The organism is Anaerobiospirillum thomasii, assembly GCF_900445255.1.
GTDB classification, from domain to species: domain Bacteria; phylum Pseudomonadota; class Gammaproteobacteria; order Enterobacterales; family Succinivibrionaceae; genus Anaerobiospirillum_A; species Anaerobiospirillum_A thomasii.
Genome location: NZ_UAPU01000005.1, coordinates 1,001,716 through 1,022,277 on the forward strand (window position 1 = coordinate 1,001,716; position 20,562 = coordinate 1,022,277).

A 20,562-nucleotide genomic window follows, 5' to 3' on the forward strand; every position below is an offset into this window, starting at 1 on the left:
TTAATAATAATTGTTCTTATTAGTCAGTTAAAAACTCATGTCTTGATTTTGAGTTATGCTTGAAATGACCGCCAAGGGCTGTAGTTGTGGTCAGTGAGCTAGGATCGCGCACACCTCTGGCCTTGACACAATAATGCGTGGCACTTATGGACACAGCCACATTCTGAGTATCAAGCAAGGTCTGCAGTGCAACTAGAATCTGCTGAGTCATACGCTCCTGCACCTGCGGTCTGTGCCCGAAAAACTGCACAATACGATTGATTTTAGACAGGCCTATAATCTTATCCTTTGGCATATAGGCCACCTTTGCCACACCATCAATTACCACAAAGTGATGCTCACATGTTGAGGTTAACGTTATATCCTTAACCTTGATCATCTCATCAAAGTGCATTTTGTTTTCAATAAGAGTAATCTCAGGAAAATTCCTGTAATCAAGGCCTGAGAAAATCTCGTTTACAAACATTTTGCCCACACGCTCTGGCGTCTTAATAAGACTGTCATCAGACAGGTCAAGCCCTAAAGTCTCCATGATTTTTTGCATGTGCGAGGCTATAATCTCTCTTTTTTGCTGGGGTGATAAACCATTGTCATGCCATGGAGTTTCAAGGCCACAGGCCTCAAGTGCGTTTTTAACCAGCAGAGCCTCAGCAGTTAATTTATCAGTCATTTATTTTGCCTCATACCATAAAGCGTTTTTTTCATAGGTAAAGTGCAGATGCTTGTGGGTTAACTTAAACATTTTTGACAGATGCATGCCAAGATTCTTAACCCCGTCCTGCTCTGAGGCATGATGCCCGCAGGCAAAAACAACTGTACCTGTCTCATGGGCCATATGATAGGTCTGCTCATTGACATCGCCCGTAATCAAAGCATCAAAATCAGGACATTTGTTATTATCAAGCACAAAGCTGCCAGAGCCTGAACATACAGCAAAACTTGAAAGCATAAGATTTTCATCATCTGTGCCTATAATGCTCACACGACTGTCAAGATGACGGGTCAGTGCAATGGCAATATCTTTGACACTAGCTGCACTCTCGCGTACTGCCCTCATGGCTATGGAGGCTGCATTGCCCTCTTCTATGTAATCCACCTCACAGGCGCCTATGATTTTGCACAGATTGATATTGTTGCCAAAGTTTATATTGGCATCAAGAGGTAGATGATAGGCTATAAGATTTATATTGTTATCTAAAAGTGCCTTGACTCTTTCTTTATAGGTGCCCACAATACGACCATCATCACCTTTCCATAACAGACCGTGATGCACCAAAAGAGTATCAGCGCCAGATTCAATGGCAGCATCAATTGCATCTAGCGATGCTGTAGCTGCTGTTACCAGCACATTGCAGTTTTGAGATCCTTCAACCTGCAGTCCATTGACGGAGGCATCCTTAAACTTAGTGACATCTAAAAGCTCATCTAAATAATCAACAAGTCTTGCTATTTCCATGCCCATATCCTCTGTACTTAAAAAAATTAAAATGCAGGATCATCCTGCCCTATGTGCTAAATCCCAGCTGCACGTCATTCCCTTTAAAGCCTGAATAAAGGGAGGCTTAAAGCCAGAATAATGCCCTAGTGCAAGGTAATGTCAGCTACAGCCTTTATTGCACCTCAACAATAATTCCCTTTGATCCTGTAACCTTGCCCACCTTTTCAAGTGTAGGCTTTAATGCATCACGGCTCTTGCCAGAGCCTGCATAGACACGCACCATACTTTTGCCGTTGATGGTGACATTACGGCTAAAGGCCTTGATACCGGCAGCTTTTAGATTGGCAATCATACGATCGGATTTATCCTTTTGGGAAAAAACACCAACCTGAACACTAAAGGTGCCTGCTGCCACCTTATCGCTGCTGCTCTCTTGTTTAGGGCTGACCTTGTTTGCAGGCTTGCCCAGCACTTCAACTTTGTTCTGTGCAGTATTCTGTGCAGGAGCCTTGGAGCCTAAAACCTCGACCTTTGGTTTGGCACTGCTGGTATTAGGTGTTTTTTGTGCCTGTGAGCCTATTAAAACCTCACCGCCGCCAGATACAGGAGCTGCGCTGTCAACAAAGGATGATGTAGTGTTGTGAGCACCATTACCGGCACTGACAGTACTGTCTGATGCATGCAGCACACCGTCTGAGGCTGATGGAGCTGCAGGCTGTGTCTGCAAGGCATCACCTTTGAGTGAGAGCTCACCTGAAGAGCTGCCGCCGTCATCACCTTCAAGCAAGGTGGAATAATCAGGCTCGAAATTAGACATAAGCTGTCCATTTTCATCAGTTATAGCTCCATTTTTATCAATGGCAATTGCCTGATTGTTCTCCTGTCTGCGCTCGGCATCATTGTCCATCATGGCAGGCAGTGCTATTAAAACTATGGAAATTATTACAAAAAAGCCCACTATTCTATTTCTTATGGTGCTTCCTAAAGCCATTATCCTATCCTCAAACAGTATTATTCTTTGTAAAATATTTCAAAGCCGCAGCTGCAGTTACAAAAGAGCCGAAAATAATTATTTCATCATCTTCACAGCTCTCTTGCAGCGCACAGTCAATGGCCTTTTCAATATCATCAAAACCTCTGACGCTTTGTGTGTCTGCTACGTAATTTAATACAGCGTTCTCAAGCCTGGTGTAATCCTCTCCGCGCACGCCTGTGCTTGAGGCTACATACCATACATCAAACAGATCATGTACTGAAGCTATCACGCCTTCTATATCTTTATCCTTGAGCATGGCAACTACAGCCTTGCGCTTTGTGCCTGTGCCCTTTTGCAGTGACAGACGCATGTGCAGATGACGTGCAGCCTGCTCATTGTGTGCCACATCAATATATACATCAGGACTTTTAGCAATCTTCTGCATACGACATGGCAGCGCTGTGTGTAACAGTGTATCCTCAAGTGCCTTGTCTTTGATGACAAAGCCCATATCCTCAAGTTGCTTTAGAGCACATAGGGCAATACCTACACACTCAAAGGGAATTTTTGGCAGCGCATAGTGCTCATGTACACACAAGGCAGCACTTTTGCCACAGCCGCTGCTGTAACTAAAGTCAAATGTATCAAGCCCCGGGACAAATGTGGTCTTAAAATCAATGCCAGAGGCTAAAAGCTTTACCTTTTTATCAAGGCAGATCCTATGTATAACATCAAAGGCCCTATTCTCAACTGCGCCTAAGATACATACGGATTTATCCTTGATAATGCCGGCCTTTTCATAGGCTATCTTATCAATGCTGTCGCCTAATATCTGCACATGATCAAGGCCTATGGAGCTTATCAGGGCCAGATCTGCATCAATAATATTGACAGCATCAAGCCTGCCTCCAAGTCCCACCTCTAAAACAAGCACATCTACATTGCTTTTTTTAAAGCAGTAAAGGGCTGCAAGAGTGGTAAATTCAAAATAGGTAAGAGCAGTATCCTCAATCTTAGAGATCTGAAAAATACGTGAGAACGCCTCACATAGCAGAGTGTCATCCACCTGCTGTTGATTGATACTGATACGCTCGGTAAAATCAATAAGATGCGGTGATGTATAAAGTCCTGTGGTGTAGCCTGAGGCATAAAGAGCCTGTGCAATGAAGGCGCAGGTAGAACCTTTGCCGTTCGTACCTGCCACTGTTATAACTTTTTTATCTGCAAAGCTATCAAGGCCAAGAGCGCGGCAGACTCTGCCCACGCGCTCAAGACCAAGTTTGATTTTTGACATGTCTATGCTTTCAAGATACAAAAGCCATGTCTTTAAATCTCTGCAGTCTTTATCAATAACAGTCATTTATTTATACACGGGTGCTTGGCGCATCCTCTGTTGCTGCGCTCTCTTTGTTATCAACCGTAGCAGCCTGCTCAGCACTTTGATTCGGATCCTCAAGATGCATGAGCTTGGCAATGACTGAGGCTATACCGTTGCGCATATTGGAACGAGGAATAATCATATCCACAGCTCCCTTTTCGCGCAGAAATTCTGATCTCTGGAAGCCCTCTGGCAGTTTTTCACGTACAGTCTGCTCAATAACACGCGGTCCTGCAAAGCCGATTAAAGCATTAGGCTCAGCTATATTCACATCACCAAGCATGGCAAGAGAGGCTGACACACCGCCCATGGTAGGATTGGTCATAACCGAAATAAAAGGCAGACCAGCCTTTGCAAGACGGGCAAGAGCTGCTGAGGTTTTGGCCATCTGCATTAAGGAGAATAAAGACTCCTGCATGCGGGCACCGCCTGAGGTTGAAAAACATACAAGAGCACGTCTTTCTTTGAGGCACTCATTTACAGCAAGACAGAATCTCTCGCCAACCACAGCTCCCATGGAGCCTGCCATAAAATCAAATTCAAAGGCACATGCCACCACGGCAATACCCTTTAAATATCCCTTGTAGACCACAAGGGCATCCTTTTCGCCGGTGCTCTTTTGAGCAGCGGAAAATCTGTCTTTATAACGCTTTAAATCCTTAAAGCGCAGAATATCCTTAGGCTCAAGCTCTGCACCAATCTCGCTTCTGCCCTGCTCATCTAAAAAGGCATTTAATCTGACGCGGGCTTTAATACGCATGTGATGGCCACATTTTGGACACACATTAAGATTACGGTCAAGCTCTGCTTTATATAAAACCTGATCACATGACTCACATTTAGTCCATACGCCCTCAGGAATTTCATGCTTGACACTTGTACTTCTGCTGCCAGGTAAAAATTTCTCTAACCAACTACTCATGCATATGCTCCTAAATCTCTGCCTTTGCTATCATACCTAAGGCCCTCTCATCTGTATAAGAGAGAATGAAAGCCTCTTTAAAATTATGATTTTAAGATTTGTATCAAATTCTGTATGACATTATGGCTTTAAAGTATGTAGATTATAGCGCATGGCAACTTTAATTCCAATTTATTAAAACAAAAGCGGCCATAGCTTAAGACAAAAGAGCCTGTATATGCTCTTTTGCTATATATTTTTCATAATCCCACAAAAGACTCTATGCCTCGGGACTAAGTGCCATTTTGTATATAGCCTCACAGTCTGTGCGATGCAGCGTGACAAAAGATCCCTGTCTTTTGTGGTCAATATCAAGCGAACTTAAAAAGCGCGGAATATCACTGCCTGTAATGCCCATCTGTGACAGACTTTGTGGCATACCTAGTTTTATAAAAAAGCTTTTTAAGGCCTCTATGCCCTTTTTGGCTGTTTTCTCAGGATGCTCAAAATCCATATCTATAGCAAAGACTCTGCTTGCAAACTGCGCAAAACGCATAATATTGTGCTGCATGACATACTCCATCCAGCATGGAAAAATTACGGCAAGACCTGCTCCATGCGGCACATCAAACAGTGCTGAAACCTGATGCTCAAGATTGTGACAGGACCAGTCCTGTGCTCTGCCCACACCACATATATTATTGTGTGCCATGCTGCCAGCCCACATAAGATTGGCTCTGGCCTCATAGTTATAAGGCTCTTTTAAAATCCTTGGAGCTGTTTCAATTATGGATAAAAGCACAGCCTCACACATTCTGTCAGTTATAGATACATCATAGGTATTGGTAAAATAGCGCTCTAGTATATGACAAAACATGTCGCAGGCACCACAGCCTGTTAAATAGGCGCTTAGCGTAAAGGTAAGCTCAGGGTTGAGCACGGCAAAGACAGGCGTAAGATTGTCATCTGCATAACTTATCTTATATACATTCTCACCAATCTGTTTTTGAATGACACAGCTGTTTGAGCTCTCCGAGCCTGAAGATGGCAGGGTTAAAACCACTCCAACATCAAGAACTTTGCCTGTCTTTTCCTGATTTAAAAAGAAATCAAAGACGTCACCTTCATGATAAAAGCCAAGAGCAATGGCTTTGGCTGTATCTATGGCACTGCCGCCGCCTACGGCTAAAATCAGATCAACATTATTTGCACGTGCCATCTCTATGCCACTGTAGACCAGATCTATACGCGGATTGGGTCTGACACCGCCGTGGCGCAGAGTGCTTATTTCACACTCTTTGAGCTTATGCTCTATTCTGTCTATAAGACCTGACTGTATGGCATAGTTCTGGCCATAGACCAAAAGCACTTTATGATAGCCGCCGTCCCTGACTATAGTGCCTATATTGTCATCCTGACCAAAACCAAAATAATAATGAGTTTTACGTGCAAATTCAAAATTATCCATGTGCCACCTTTATTTACAGATACCCTCTGGTTTTACAAACTGCAAAGGCATAAAGTCATAGGCTATATGGGATCCGTCAGCATCGCAGCTGCGTCTTATAGAATCTACCTTGTAGAATTTCTGCAAAATGCGGTTTGACCAGTGGCTCTTTGATGCCCTTACATCTGCAATATACAGATATTTTGAATTGGTAATTCTAAAAGGAGTTACCACAAGATCCTTTATATTCTTATCAAGCTGAGAGTTGATCTGACTTTCTCTGACCTTTACATCCTGTTTGACTTCATAGTAGCAATAAAGGGTATTGCCCATGGTAATAGCACTGTACAGACAGGCAACAGCCATAAAGGTTTTGCACAGAGCCGGAGTTAAAAGCCCCTCGCCCTTGCTGCTTATAAGTGAGCTTAAACCTACAGTTGCAGCTGTGACAAAGACAGTAAAGCCAATAAATGAACGGGCAGGTACAGTAGGGGAGGCGAGCATAATCAGAGCACTTAAAAGACCAATGGCTGCTAAAAACAATGATCCTGCATACTGATAGGTATCATTGACATGCAGCATGCGGCCTCTTACTTTAAATAAAGAGATAAAAAAGGCGGCTACCAGGATAAACTGAAAGACTATGGAGCTTAAAATAATCTCAACGGAGCGTGGCAGATGCTCCATAAAATCAAAGCCCTTGGCTTCAATAAAATCCATGCGCGCAGCATTGCCAGGAGCCAGAGCTAAAAGTAAAAAGCCTAAAAGAAGACCAATACCGCCTGTAAACTGCCATAAGGTTAAGGTGCGTCTTTTTATATGATACAGATTTAATAAACCTACAGCACAGACTAGCGCTGCTGATGTGTTTTCATTACACCAGCCTGCCATGACACCAAGTACAAACATCAATGGTGCAAAAATAAATGGCAGTGTGTAGGCATCCTTTCTTATTGACAGCCTAAATGGCAGCAAAAAGATCAAAATTATAGTTGTGGTATAAAGATAATTTGAGCTTGATACTACATTAAAGACAACCTCACCGTAGGATCTGGTGCAGATCCACAGCATCATTGTGATAAAGACAATACTTAAAAAGTTAAGTTTGAATGTTGGAGCAATGCCACGGCCGTTATAGTAGATAAATAACACTAAAAGTATATAGCATATGCCCTGAATTATAGAGTGAGCAGGTTTGCCCATATACAAAAGAGACTGTGCTATAACATGGGCCACAGTACGTCCGCCCCAGTCAAAGTAGTGACGATACTGCGAGACAATGACATCAGAGAATGAGCTTACAAAGTCGCCAGTTCCCTCAATTAGCATATATCTAAAGTCATTGGCAAAATAAGGCGCAAGATTTGCTGTAATACTGATAAAAGCAAACCACAGCACCAGATACCATATGGCACGATTTATAAAAAGATGCCTTATTATTGGATGAAAGGCCATAAATACCTCTAAAATACAAATGTATATTTACTATCTTATCTGTTTTGAATGACAATAATTCTACATTGTTTTACCCCGCTTGAAACTATTTATTGTCTAAAAAGCCTTATTATCAGTTAAGAACTTTATACGAGGCATTTGCTCTGTCCTATCTAAAGTATAATCTAAGCTCTTCGTAACATATATGAATGACCAGTTTTTGCCATATCAATTTGTCATACTTATTTTTATTGTGTCAGCTATTTTTTCATACATTATTTGTATCTAAATGCATGTGTTCTCAAAAGTTGGAATAGAGTGTGCACAAAGATCAGGGTTGCATATGCTTACCTGTGCTCTTTGTTTTTATGTGATTTTTAATTAAAATTAGGCGGGTTTCTTATAGAGTTAGATTTTATAAGGGCTACAGCTGCACTGTTTTGGACGACATCAGCTGTAGCCTGCTCAAAAAGCAACATGATTACATCTCAACTTTGTCATTAAAACTTACGCAATAAACTCGCTTAGATTCACACAAAAGTTTTGTCTATAAGATCAAACCATTTATATAATGTCCAAGTCGCTATTGTCAGAATTGTGATTAAAACTTATCATTTGTAAATTAAAAGCATATAAGCCTATCTAGCATTGCTATAATGGCTCCACCTTGCACAGACAGTATCAAAACATCAGGTATTTGCTATGTTTCTTATAGTTTTATATATCATAGGTATTACTGCAGAGGGAATTACGGGAGCTCTTGCTGCCGGAAAGCGCAATATGGATCTCTTTGGCGTGATGTTTATTGCCTGCGCTACAGCTATAGGCGGAGGCTCTGTTAGGGACATGATCTTTGGTCACTATCCTTTAACCTGGGTGGCAAATCCTGAATATCTGCTTATTGTCTGTATAGCTGCTCTTATTACTACCCGTATGCCTTATTTCTTCGGGCGTTTTGAAAGAACCTTTTTAGTTTTAGATGCGCTGGGCCTTGCTGTTTTTTCTGTAATTGGCGCCAAAATCGGTATGGAATATCATCCTACAGGATCAATGGCTTTGATTGGAGCTGTAATTACAGGTGTGTTTGGCGGAATATTACGTGATATCTTTTCAGCCCGTATTCCTCTTGTGTTCCAAAAAGAGCTCTATGCTAGTATCTCACTTCTGACCGGAGCCATGTTTGTAGCTATTAACTACATAGACAAGCATGTAATTGAAGTTAATGAAAATATCAATATTATAATCTGTCTTGCTGTAGGTTTTATTACGCGCCTTATTGCCATACGCTATCATCTTGAGCTGCCTGTGTTTAATTACAAACCTGAAAATATCAATAAAGATAAAATAAAGGTTAATAAGAGCACAGCCAATAAAAGCTAGATATGTACTAAAGAAAAATCACGATCAACATTTAAATGATAGTTTAAGATGATGTAGTTTGTATAAATACACTCTCTTGCATAAGAGTCTTGTATCTGCTTATCTTTCTACCATTTTCTAAAAAAGTCGGAGTTTTAGTATTTAGTATAAAGTACCCCATATTTGATAAATTATAGGGTAATAGCTATCCTGCCCTCTGCCTTTATTTATTTTCCTGCACTCTAAGGTATACAGTTAAAATTTAGACACAAATTAGAGTATTGACTATAATGTCATGATGTCATGCTTTTTTTAATTATTTAACATCAGGTCTTTACGATGCACATTGCAGATCTTATGCCCTATGCCACAGAGCAGGTTCAGGTAAAAAAACATATTGGCAATCTTTTAGATCCTACCCTTGCCATGTCTATAGTTTCAGTCTTTGAGCGTCATGAGGGATCGCTGCTTGTCATCTGTGCCAGTGCCTTTGATGTTTTAAAGCTTATAGACGATATACGCTGTTTAAATCCTGCCATTGATATTAAGCATTTTAAAGACTATGAGACACTGCCTTATGACAGTCTGTCACCGCATCAGGATATTATCTCCTCTCGCCTTGAGCTCTTATCCACCATAGGAGCTAAAAAGGAGCTTATAATCTGCTCTGTAAGCACTGTCATGTCCCGTCTGTGTCCTGTAGATTACATTGTTAAAAAATCATTTTTACTAAAGGTAGGTGACAGGCGCGATATTTCACAGCTAAAGAGCCGACTTGTTGAGCATGGCTATGTGCAGGTGACACAGGTTTTAGAGCATGGAGAATTTGCTCTGCGCGGCTCTATTTTAGATATATTCCCTATGGGCAGTGATGAGCCTTATCGTATAGACTTTTTTGATGACGAGGTTGACTCTATTGCAACCTTTGATCTTGAGTCACAGCGCTCTGTAAAAAAAACACAGAGCATAAAACTGCTGCCTGCCCATGAATTTCCTCTTGATGAGGAGGGCATTGCCATTTTCAGAAGCCGATATCGTGACTATTTTGTCAATGCCAATCTGCAAAAGCACACTATCTATCAGGCCATATCCAAAGGCGCCATACCTGCTGGCATTGAGTATTATCTGCCTTTGTTTTTTGCCTCAACTTCCACACTCTTTGACTATATTGCAGATACTACTGCCATTGTTCTTGCTGGCGATGTAATGCAGGGGGCAAATGATTTTGATGTTGAGGTGCACAAAAGAGCATCTTTGTTTGCAGGCAACAGTGACCATCCGCCTCTGCCGGCCTACAGTGTATTTTTAAGCCCCAAGGAGCTTTTTGACTGTATTAAAGTCCATGACAGAATCTATTTAAATGGCGAGACATTTTCTGATGATATTGTCAAAAAGCGTGGTTATAGCAATGCCAAAGTTTCAAAGATTGATGATATTGCCTTTAGTCATAATAAAAAGGACAGCTCTGAGCGATTTGTAAGCTTTGTGACAGATTATATTGCCCATGGCGGACGTATATTAATAAGCGCCATCTCAGAAGGTCGCCGTCAGTCTTTAAAGGAGATAATTCCAGGCTCGCTGTACAAAAGTTTTAATATAACGCCAGCCTCATCAGTACAGGATTTTCTTGATAAAGAAGATCCTTTGATGCTCACCATTGCCCCTTTTAGCAACGGCGCCATTTTAGATAAGCATAAACTGTGCTTTATAACAGAAACCGAGATTTTTGGACAGCAGGTTGTAAAACAGAAAAAAGAGCGCTCCAGACGCTTTGCCTCACAGGATGCCATTATCAAGAATCTAGCGCAGCTGAGCGAAGATCAGATTGTTGTACATATTGATCATGGCATTGGCAGATACAAAGGTCTTGTGACATTAACCATAAATGGTGTTAAAGGCGAGTATCTGACTATTGAGTATCAAAATGGCGATACACTCAATATCCCTATTACCTCGCTTAACAAGATAGCGCGCTATGCAGGATCTGAAAACCCTGTGCTCTCCAAGCTTGGCAATGACAGCTGGAGCCGTAAAAAACACAAGGCCGCCACCAAGGTTTTAGATGTGGCCGCCAAACTTTTAGATCTCTATGCCATGCGTCAGTCACGTCAGGGGCAAAGCTTTAATGTTGATAAAAAGGCGCTTGATGAATTTGCCTCAGGCTTTGGCTATGAAGAGACAGCCGATCAGAGAGCCGCCATTGATGCCACCATTGCCGATATGTGCTCCAACGAGCCTATGGACAGACTTATCTGCGGTGATGTAGGCTTTGGTAAAACCGAGGTGGCCCTGCGTTCTGCCTTTGTCTGTGCCAATGCAGGCTATCAGGTGGCCCTTTTAGTGCCAACCACCATTCTTGCCGAGCAGCACTATCAAAACTTTAAAGACAGATTTTCAGGCACAGCCATTGAAGTTGAGGTTTTAAGCCGCTTTAAAAGTACAGCCGAGCAGAATGCTGTACTTAAAAAGGTAGAGAGTGGTGCTATTGATATTATTATAGGCACCCACAAGCTTTTATCTAAAAGCGTGCACTTTAAGGCTTTGGGCCTTGTCATTGTTGATGAGGAACATCGCTTTGGTGTCAAGCAAAAAGAGCGCTTAAAGGAGCTAAGAGCTGAGGTTGATATTCTGACCTTAACTGCAACCCCTATTCCACGTACTTTGAATATGGCCATGGAGGGTATGCGTCAGCTCTCTATTATTGCCACACCGCCTGAGCATCGTCTTGCCGTTAAAACCTTTGTGCAGGAGGACTCAGACAGTCTCTGCCGTGAGGCCATAGTGCGCGAACTGCGCCGCGGCGGTCAGGTTTACTATCTGCACAATGATGTAGCCACCATACATCTTGTCAAACAAAGGCTTGAAAAACTCGTGCCGGAGGCCCGTATTGATATAGGCCACGGACAGATGAAGGAACTTGAGCTTAAAAAGGTTATGCGTGATTTCTACCATCAGCGCTTTAATGTGCTGCTGTGTACCACCATTATTGAAAACGGCCTTGATGTGCCTACAGCCAACACTATCATCATAGACAGAGCCGAAAGACTAGGACTTGCGCAGCTTCATCAGATACGTGGCCGTGTAGGCCGCTCGCACCATCAGGCCTATGCCTATTTATTCACAGGCCCTAAGGATTTAATGACCAAGGATGCAAGACGCCGTCTTGATGCTATTGCCTCACTTGATGAGCTAGGTGCCGGCTTTGTGCTTGCCACGCACGATCTTGAAATACGCGGGGCAGGTGAGATCCTAGGCGAGGAGCAGTCAGGACAGATTGAGTCTATTGGCTTTTCTTTGTATATGGAGATGTTAAATGCCGCCATCAAGGCGCTCAAGGATGGACGTGAGCCTTCATTAAATGAGATAACACTTAATGAATGTGAAATAGATATGCGCCTGCCATGCCTTATCCCTGAAGATTACATGGGCGATATCAATACCAGACTGTCAATTTATAAAAGACTCTCATCATGCGTTGGCAATGAAGATTTTGAGGATTTAAAGGTTGAGCTTATTGACCGTTTTGGCTTTTTATCAGAGCCTATTGAAAATCTCTTTTATGTAAGCCGTCTCAAGCGTTTAGCCTCACGCCTTGGCATTGTGCGTATTGCAGGCGATGAAAACGGCGGTCTTATTGAATTTGCCCCTGATCACAAGGTTAAGGTTGAATATCTGACGCATATTATTACAAGCTGCCGCCATAATGAATATCGTCTGTCAGGACCTAATATGCTGCGCTATAACATACCTGAGAGCAAGGCTATGCCGCGTCTTGTGCTGCTTGAGAGAATTCTAAAGGCCTTAGGTGCCAATTCATCTCTTGCCACAGGTGCATAAAATTTAGGGGCCATAAGGCCCCATGTTTAAAGATTGAGTAAAACTAGCGACGGGCCTGATAGTCTAAAAATTTAATAAAATCCTCAAGCTTGCTTTCTGTTTTGCTGTTACGGCCTGATATGGTAAGCATGACAAGATCACCTTTTTGTCCATAGATGACAGCCTCTGTTGCATAATCATCACACATAAAGGACCAGCCTTTTTCAATTAAATTGGAGTGTACCGGCATATGGCAGTTCAACTGCTGTGCTGATACTCTGGCAAAAGCCTCGGGACTTGCATTTTTGGCAATGCTGTCAGCTATATAGGTGACATTGACTGACAGATCCATATTCTCATGGGTATAGGTCAGAGAATTTTCCACAGCAGGATTTATCTCAACGATAAAGCCATCAGGACATGGTATGCGCTCATCAGTTATCATAAAATCGCTGCTGTTATTATCAGCAGTTAAACCATCATCTGCCTCCTGTGAATTTACAAGAGCAGAGGATGACAGAGAGATGACGGCGGCACAAAGAGCCATAATCTTTAATATATGCATAACCATTAAATCCTATCAAGGTTCAGATCTGTAAAAAGGCCTGCAACGCAGGCCTTATTTAAATCAGGCTTTTAAAGTCTTTACAATCTCAGAGGCTATAACATCAACATCGCGGTTGGCATCAACCTCCATGTATACAGTCTTGCCCTGTGCGCTCAAATCCTTGTAGAAAGCGACAAGAGGTTCGGTCTGCTCATGATAGACGCTAAGACGTGAGCGTACGGTCTGCTCCTCATCATCGGCACGGATGACCAGTGGCTCGCCTGTAACATCATCCACACCCTCAACCTTTGGAGGATTGTAGACAATATGATAGGTTCTGCCTGAGGCCAAATGCACACGACGGCCTGACATTCTCTTTACAATCTTCTCATCTGCAAGCTGCAGCTCAACAACAGCATCAATCTCAATGCCGGCATCTAAAATAGCCTGAGCCTGTGGAATAGTACGAGGCACGCCATCTAACAGAAAACCGTTTTTGCAGTCATCGCGTTCAATGCGCTCTTTTACAAGACCAATGATAATATCATCAGATACGAGCTGACCTGCATCCATAACTGCTTTGGCCTTTAAACCAAGCTCGGTACCTTCTTTAATGGCGGCACGCAACATATCGCCAGTTGAAATCTGAGGAATAGAAAACTCTTTTGTTAAAACCTGAGCCTGTGTTCCTTTACCTGCACCTGGAGGTCCTAAAAGGATAATGCGCATTGTTATCTCCACAAAAAAACAAGATTAAAAACAATGTTTCATTGTACTTAAAAAAGCCACAGCAAACAACTAAAAGCAATGCCTTTGCCCATTCAAAAACACTTATTCAGACAATTTTAATATATGTCATCTTTCCTATATTTAAAGCAACAGGCTAAAGATTTTGATTTTGAGGTTTGATATTTAAACCACTTATGGATCTAAAGGCGCCAAGGCGCGCTGAGTACAAAAAATATCGCGGCAGATGATTTGAAAGAATGAAGAGCACATAGAAAAAAAGCTTTAGATTATCTCTAAAGCCTTTTACTTATAACAAACACTTGGATTTTAAAATTTTATAAAACTTCCTCTATCAGACAAGAACAAAGAAAAAGCAGACACAGCAGGCTGTAAGAGCAAAATATTTATTCATACTTGATTCCGATAAAAAATATGCATTTATTATACATATTTAGTGATATAGATCAAACATTTTTCCGCCCTTTAGGTATATACAAGCGCAAGTTGTTAATAAATTGAGCTTTTTTTAAAAATAAGTGCACAGATTAGACGCATAGAATGACAAAAGGCCGGATTAACCGGCCTTTAGACTAGAGTTTACTAAAAATTATTTATTTAAAAGCAGAGCATTTAAAGTTTTGATAAAGCCGCTTGGATCCTTAAGTCCACCCTGATCGCTAAGCAGAGCCTGCTCATAGACCACATCAGCCCACTTGGCAAATATGCTCTCGTCAACCTCACCATAGGCTTTGACAATTAAAGGATGCTCAGGATTAATCTCAAGTACAAACTTCTCCTCAGGCAGTTTCTGACCTGAAGCCTCTAACAGTTTTTTCATCTGACCTGTAAACATTCTGTTGCCAGACTCAGCCACCACGCATGAAGGTGACTCTACAAGACGGGAGCTGACGCGTACATCTGCCACCTTGTCACCTAAGGCACTCTTAAAGCGCTCAAGCAGATCCTTATGCTCCTTGGCAGCCTCCTCGTGCTTCTTATCCTCTTCCTTGTCGGCAAGATCGCCAAGTTTGAGATCTGAGGCTGTAGCTGCAACAAATTCCTTGTCAGCGTACTCAGAGATATTGCCCATGAGCCACTCATCTACACGCTCTGTCATCAACAGAACTTCAATACCCTTTTTCTTAAAGGTCTCAAGATATGGAGAGCTTATGGCTGCAGCATAGCTGTCTGCAGTTAAATAGTAGATCTTGCTCTGCTCTTTTGGCATACGTGCAATGTAGTCATCTAAACTTACATCCTGCACATCTGAGTTATTGGCAGTTGAGGCAAAGCGCAGCAGTTTTAAAATGCTGTCCTTGTTGGCATAATCCTCGGCAGGGCCCTCTTTTAACACATTGCCAAACTGAGAGATAAAGGTGGTATACTTCTCCTTGTCCTTGGATAATTTTTCAATCATGGACAGTGCTCTCTTGGTCAGAGCCTTTTTAAGTTTTCTTGTAACACTGCTGTCCTGTAAAATCTCACGAGAGACGTTCAGTGGCAGAGCATTGGTATCCACAAGACCCTTTACAAAGCGCAGGTAGGATGGCAGGAACTGCTCGGCCTCATCCATAATAAAGACACGCTGAACAAAGAGCTTTAAACCATGCTTGTTATCTCTCTGGAACAGATCCCATGGTGCTCTTTGTGGAATATACAGTAATGAGGTGTACTCCATCTCACCTTCAACCTTGTTGTGGGCGTGGCATAAAGGATCCTGGAAATCGTGGGATAAGTGCTTGTAGAACTCGTTGTACTCCTCATCCTTGATATCCTTGGCAGTACGTGTCCATAAAGCCTTGGCATCATTGACCTGTACAAACTCATAAGTCTTTTTAGGCTCTTTTTGCTCCTCACCCTCGGCGCTTTCACTCTCTTCAATCTTCTCCTCATAAAGTTCTACAGGAGTTGAGATATGATCTGAGTATTTGGTAATAGCCTGACGCAGTGTCCAGGTATCAAGAAAATCCTTGGCGCTGTCTTTTAAATGCAGGATTACATCAGTACCGCGGCTACTGCGGTTTATAGTCTCTGACTCAAAGGTGCCGTTGCCAGTTGACTCCCAGCGAACACCCTCACTTTCAGAGGCTTTGGCTGATCTTGATAATACAGTTACTCTGTCAGCTACAATAAATGATGAGTAGAAACCTACACCAAACTGACCGATAAGCTGTGAGTCTTTGGCCTCATCACCTGATAAATTCTCAAAAAATGCTTTGGTGCCAGATTTGGCAATAGTACCTAAATGCTCATTGGCCTCATCTAGAGTCATACCAAGACCGTTGTCGGAAATGGTTAAGGTATTGTTCTCCTTGTCAGCCTTGATGCGGATTTTTAAATTAGGATCGTCTTTTATAAGAGAGTTGTCTGTAAGGGATAGAAAATGGAGCTTATCTATTGCATCTGAGGCATTAGAAATAAGCTCACGCAGGAAAACCTCTTTGTTTGAATAAAGAGAGTTTGCAAGTAAATCAAGTAATTTGGTAACTTCTGTCTGAAAGCCGTGTACCTGTCCAGCCATTTTTAAATCTCCACCATGTAAATTTAATATGTTGCATTAGTACATGGGGACAGCACTTAAATTTTTCAAGAGCTTTTTTTAAAAAGGCCTTCTGTTTTGTATAGAAGAGGCCAGAGTGTTTTCATCCACACTGTCTAAATCACCGCCAAGAGGTACGCCGCTGGCTATTTTTGAGACATTGATTGAGTACTTTCTGGCAATGGCTGCAATATACGAGGCTGTGGCATCACCCTCAACTGTTGGATTGGTGGCAAGAATAATCTCTTTTATATCACCAGAGCCAAGCCTTGCATCAAGCACATCAAGACCAAGTTCACGTGGGCCTATACCCTCAATGGGGGATAAATGACCGTGCAGCACAAAATACAGGCCACCAAAGGAGCCTGCTGCCTCTATAGCCTGCACATCAGATGGATTTTCAACAATACACAACGTTGAGCTTACAGAACGCTTGGGACTTTGACAGATAAGACATATATCATCATCAGCATAGTTGCGACAGTGCTGACACAGTTTTATATGCTCCATGGCCTCGATTATGCTCTGTGCCATTACAAGAGCATCATCCTTGCGTCTGTCTATAAGATGATAGGCTATGCGGGTAGCACTGCGCGGGCCAATGCCTGGCATAATCTGCAGTGCTTTTATTACCCGGTCAAGATACTGACTTGAGGACATATTTAAAATGGCAGCTTCATGCCAGGAGGCAGAGGAATACCACCTGTCACCTCTTCCATCTTGGCCTTGGTAACCTCTTCAATACGACGCTTGGCATCATTGAAGGCAGCGGCTAAAAGATCCTCTAAAATCTCTTTGTCATCACCAAAAATACTCTCATCAATCTCTACTCTGCGTACCTCATGGGCACCGTTCATAGTAATTTTGATAAGACCCGCACCTGACTCACCGGTAACTTCAGTGGCCGCAATATCAGCCTGAGCCTTCTGCATTCTCTCCTGAAGCATCTGAGCCTGCTTCATCATATTGCCCATATTAAACATATGTAAATCACTCCAAAAAAATAAATACGATTATAAGCTAAAACCACCACTGTTGTGTACAAATAATACAAATGAGCAGATGGCTACATACAAACATAAAGCCTCTCAAGCATAAACCATCCTGTACTTAGCCTTAATGTGATGCAATCTGGCTTATCTTTTACAAAAAATTCTTGTATGGAAGTTTTTTATATGCTATTGTGTACATATCGAACCTTAAGTTAGATTGTTGTTTATGGATCTTCAAAGCTTTTTGTACTCCACAAACTCCAAAGCAAATTCAAAACCCTGACAGGCATTTACTGTCAGGGATTTTTTTTGCCCCTATTCTGCCATTATCTGCATGTTTTACAGCTCTGCGCTACTATCTTTAGCTTTAAAATTGATAAAGTATCAAAAGTTACACTGTCACAATAAAAAAGTGCGCATCCTTATTAAGACACGCACTTATTCTTTTTTATGCTTTGTTTATACTTTAGCACATGTAAAAATCCCGCCTTGCGACGGGATCTATGTAAATTTTGATTACTAAATCATCTTAGCCTGTATACGCATTGACACAGCGCCTTTCTTTCTTGGTCTTAGCATCATATAAATGATGCTTACAAGTATGGCAAGAGCAATTACTGTTGAGATGGTAATATCAAGCTCACCCATGAGAAGACCTCCTAAATGATAGATCATAAAGGACAGGCCGTAGGCCCACAGCAGCATGTACACAATGGTGAACATGAAGATTCTGTTGTTGGCAAGCTCACGACGCATAGCGCCTATAGCTGCAATACATGGAGTTGAGAACAGGTTAAAGGCCAGGAATGACAGGGCAGCTGCATTGGTGGCAAATTCACCGTGCAGTGCGGCACCTAAGGTGGCATCATCCTCGGCAACCTCACCAAGACCGAGCAGCACTGCTAAAGTACCTACTACATTTTCCTTGGCAAGAAGTCCTGTGAAAATTGATACTGCACACTGCCATGAGGCAAAACCAAGAGGTATGAAGACAAAGGCAATGGCAGAACCAATTGCAGCCAGCATGGAATTGTTAACCTCAACCATGCCAAAGCCATCTGCTGTGAAGTTGAAACTTGAGAGGAACCAGATCACAACTATGGTTGCAAAAATTACTGTACCTGCTTTGATTACAAAGGCTCTGCAGCGCTGATATACTGATCTGATAATATTCTTGGCAACAGGCATAGTGTAGTCTGGCAGCTCCATGACAAATGGAGAGACCTCTTCGTTAAAGGCATCACCCTTTTTAAGGATAACGGCAGTTACAATGATTGAGACAATAGCAAACAGATAGACACCAGGGGCCACGAAGGTGGAGTCTGGGAAGAAGGCTGCTGCAATCATAGCTAAAATCGGCAGCTTGGCTGAGCATGGCACAAAGCTTGTGGTAATGACAGTTAAACGTCTTTCATTGATATTTTCAATGGTCTTTGATGACATAAGAGCAGGAACTGCACAGCCTGAGGCTATAACCATAGGGATAAAGCAGCGGCCAGACAGACCAAAGTGTCTGAAAATTCTGTCAAGTACAAAGGCTACACGTGTCATATAACCGCACTGCTCTAAAAGAGCCAGCAGAGTAAAGAGCACAACCATCTGCGGCACAAAGCCCAGAACTGCACCAACACCGCCAACTATACCGTCAATAACCAGACCTGACAGCCACTCAGGGGCATTGGCACTTTCAAGTACGGCAGAGGCTGCATTGGTGGCATACTCACCAAAGAGCACATCATTGGCATAGTCAGTACCCCAGGTACCTACTGTGCTTACAGCAAGGTAGTAGACCATGTACACAACAAAGATGAAAATTGGAATGGCAAGATACTTGTGAGTTACAAGATCATCAATTCTACGGCTTAGAGATTTAGCCTTTTGTGTCTGCTTAGATACGCACTGCTGTACAACGCTGTCTATAAATTCATAACGCATCTTGGCTAAAAGACTTTCAGTATCCATCTTGTAGCTGTTTTCAATTTCAGCACGGGCACGGCTTGCTAAAATCTGACTCTGCTCGTCTTTTAAATACAGCTCCTGATAATGTCTGTCAAACTGTAAAAGACCCATGGCCACAAAGGTATTTACATTTTCATCGCCCTGTAATTTCAAATCACAGCTCAGTGCCCTGGCCCTTGCAATTACATCATCACTGTAGGCTTTAATCTCAGGAACTTTTGCCTCACTGTTAAGAGCTGCTCTTAGCTCATCAAGACCCTCTTTTTTAGAGGCGCTTATAGGTACAACCTTGACACCAAGCATCTGCTCTAATTTTTTAATATCTATATTTATATTGGCAGCTTTAGCCTTGTCCATCATGTTTAAAGCCACGATCATTGGCTTTTTAAAGGTCATAAGCTCAATGGTCAGAGATAATGAGTGCTCAATATGGGAGGCATCAATAAGATTGAGAATTATGTCAAAATCACCCTTTGCCAGGTAATCACGTGAGACTATTTCCTCAGGGGAGTATGGTGAGAGTGAGTACAGACCTGGCAGATCCTCAAGCTTATAATCAGTACCGGAAATGACTCCGTTGACTCTGTCTACAGTAACACCAGGCCAGTTGCCTACATACTGATTGGAACCTGTCAGAGCATTGAATAAAGTGGTTTTACCGGCATTCTGATTGCCAAACAGAGCAATTTTTTTAGAATATGACATGATTTATAGTACCTCAACCAAACTGGCATCAGATTTTCTAATGGTAAGTGAATAACCGCGCAGGCTAAGTTCAATAGGATCGCCAAGTGGAGCCATACGGGTAATACTAACTTCTGTATCCGGGGTTAAACCCATATCTAAAAGACGACGACGCAGTGCAGTATGCTCTCCATGCACAGAAACAACTTTAGTAGTTTCCCCTACTTTCAAGCTGTCGAGTGTTTTCATATAAACCTCGGATAATACAGTTTTATAAAATAAAAATTAGCCCTTGCTAACAACCACAGTTAGTCTAAGCTTACTAATAAATTATTGCAAGAACTTTTTACAAAAATATACTCT

The 20,562-nt window shown here is 42.2% G+C and carries 15 protein-coding genes and 1 pseudogene; 2 read left to right on the top strand and 14 right to left on the bottom strand.

Features of this window, described 5'->3' with window-relative positions:
- Positions 1–19: 19 nt before the first annotated feature.
- From folE to DRZ93_RS04525, 7 genes are all read right to left on the bottom strand, one after another.
- Positions 20–670: a GTP cyclohydrolase I FolE gene (gene folE / locus DRZ93_RS04495; RefSeq protein WP_113744946.1), complete on the bottom strand. Its 651-nt coding sequence runs from the start codon at positions 668–670 to the stop codon at positions 20–22.
- Entirely contained in the window at positions 671–1,456 is a 786-nt protein-coding gene (locus DRZ93_RS04500) for a Nif3-like dinuclear metal center hexameric protein (RefSeq protein ID WP_172458045.1), read from the bottom strand.
- A gap of 154 nt (positions 1,457–1,610) precedes the next feature.
- Complete coding sequence (locus DRZ93_RS04505) at positions 1,611–2,429, bottom strand: SPOR domain-containing protein (protein ID WP_113744948.1); 819 nt, start codon at positions 2,427–2,429, stop codon at positions 1,611–1,613.
- 10 nt (positions 2,430–2,439) lie between these two features.
- On the bottom strand, positions 2,440–3,774 hold the full coding sequence (locus tag DRZ93_RS04510) for a bifunctional folylpolyglutamate synthase/dihydrofolate synthase (protein ID WP_113745957.1): 1,335 nt from the start codon (positions 3,772–3,774) through the stop codon (positions 2,440–2,442).
- A gap of 4 nt (positions 3,775–3,778) precedes the next feature.
- Positions 3,779–4,714, bottom strand: coding sequence for an acetyl-CoA carboxylase, carboxyltransferase subunit beta (gene accD / locus DRZ93_RS04515; protein ID WP_113745958.1), 936 nt, complete (start codon positions 4,712–4,714; stop codon positions 3,779–3,781).
- A gap of 259 nt (positions 4,715–4,973) precedes the next feature.
- A complete protein-coding gene (locus DRZ93_RS04520; RefSeq protein ID WP_113744951.1) occupies positions 4,974–6,161 on the bottom strand; it encodes an iron-containing alcohol dehydrogenase in 1,188 nt (395 codons plus the stop codon).
- A gap of 9 nt (positions 6,162–6,170) precedes the next feature.
- Positions 6,171–7,595 carry a DUF3329 domain-containing protein gene (locus tag DRZ93_RS04525; protein WP_113744952.1) on the bottom strand — a complete coding sequence of 475 codons (1,425 nt, stop codon included), beginning with the start codon at positions 7,593–7,595 and terminating at the stop codon, positions 6,171–6,173.
- Between the two features lie 681 nt (positions 7,596–8,276).
- On the opposite strand from DRZ93_RS04525, the gene DRZ93_RS04530 reads away from it, so the two are divergent.
- Both DRZ93_RS04530 and mfd read left to right on the top strand, forming a co-directional pair.
- On the top strand, positions 8,277–8,954 hold the full coding sequence (locus tag DRZ93_RS04530) for a trimeric intracellular cation channel family protein (RefSeq protein ID WP_113745959.1): 678 nt from the start codon (positions 8,277–8,279) through the stop codon (positions 8,952–8,954).
- Between the two features lie 318 nt (positions 8,955–9,272).
- On the top strand, positions 9,273–12,770 hold the full coding sequence (gene mfd, locus DRZ93_RS04535) for a transcription-repair coupling factor (protein WP_113745960.1): 3,498 nt from the start codon (positions 9,273–9,275) through the stop codon (positions 12,768–12,770).
- Positions 12,771–12,813: 43 nt separating this feature from the next.
- Here mfd and DRZ93_RS04540 read toward each other — a convergent pair whose 3' ends face one another.
- The 7 genes and pseudogenes from DRZ93_RS04540 to DRZ93_RS04570 all read right to left on the bottom strand — a co-directional run bounded on the left by DRZ93_RS04540 (position 12,814) and on the right by DRZ93_RS04570 (position 20,430).
- Positions 12,814–13,314: a hypothetical protein gene (locus tag DRZ93_RS04540; protein WP_146740849.1), complete on the bottom strand. Its 501-nt coding sequence runs from the start codon at positions 13,312–13,314 to the stop codon at positions 12,814–12,816.
- 63 nt (positions 13,315–13,377) lie between these two features.
- Positions 13,378–14,025 carry an adenylate kinase gene (gene adk / locus DRZ93_RS04545; protein WP_113744956.1) on the bottom strand — a complete coding sequence of 216 codons (648 nt, stop codon included), beginning with the start codon at positions 14,023–14,025 and terminating at the stop codon, positions 13,378–13,380.
- Positions 14,026–14,632: 607 nt separating this feature from the next.
- Positions 14,633–16,546 carry a molecular chaperone HtpG gene (htpG, locus tag DRZ93_RS04550; protein ID WP_113744957.1) on the bottom strand — a complete coding sequence of 638 codons (1,914 nt, stop codon included), beginning with the start codon at positions 16,544–16,546 and terminating at the stop codon, positions 14,633–14,635.
- A gap of 78 nt (positions 16,547–16,624) precedes the next feature.
- Positions 16,625–17,224 (bottom strand): recombination mediator RecR, encoded by a 600-nt coding sequence (gene recR, locus DRZ93_RS04555; protein ID WP_113744958.1) that lies wholly within the window; start codon positions 17,222–17,224, stop codon positions 16,625–16,627.
- 2 nt (positions 17,225–17,226) lie between these two features.
- Positions 17,227–17,553: pseudogene (locus tag DRZ93_RS04560) on the bottom strand (YbaB/EbfC family nucleoid-associated protein); the annotation flags it as partial.
- Positions 17,554–18,075: 522 nt separating this feature from the next.
- Positions 18,076–20,220, bottom strand: coding sequence for a ferrous iron transport protein B (feoB, locus tag DRZ93_RS04565; protein WP_113745961.1), 2,145 nt, complete (start codon positions 20,218–20,220; stop codon positions 18,076–18,078).
- Positions 20,221–20,223: 3 nt separating this feature from the next.
- A complete protein-coding gene (locus DRZ93_RS04570; RefSeq protein WP_245933769.1) occupies positions 20,224–20,430 on the bottom strand; it encodes a FeoA family protein in 207 nt (68 codons plus the stop codon).
- Between the last annotated feature and the right edge of the window lie 132 nt (positions 20,431–20,562).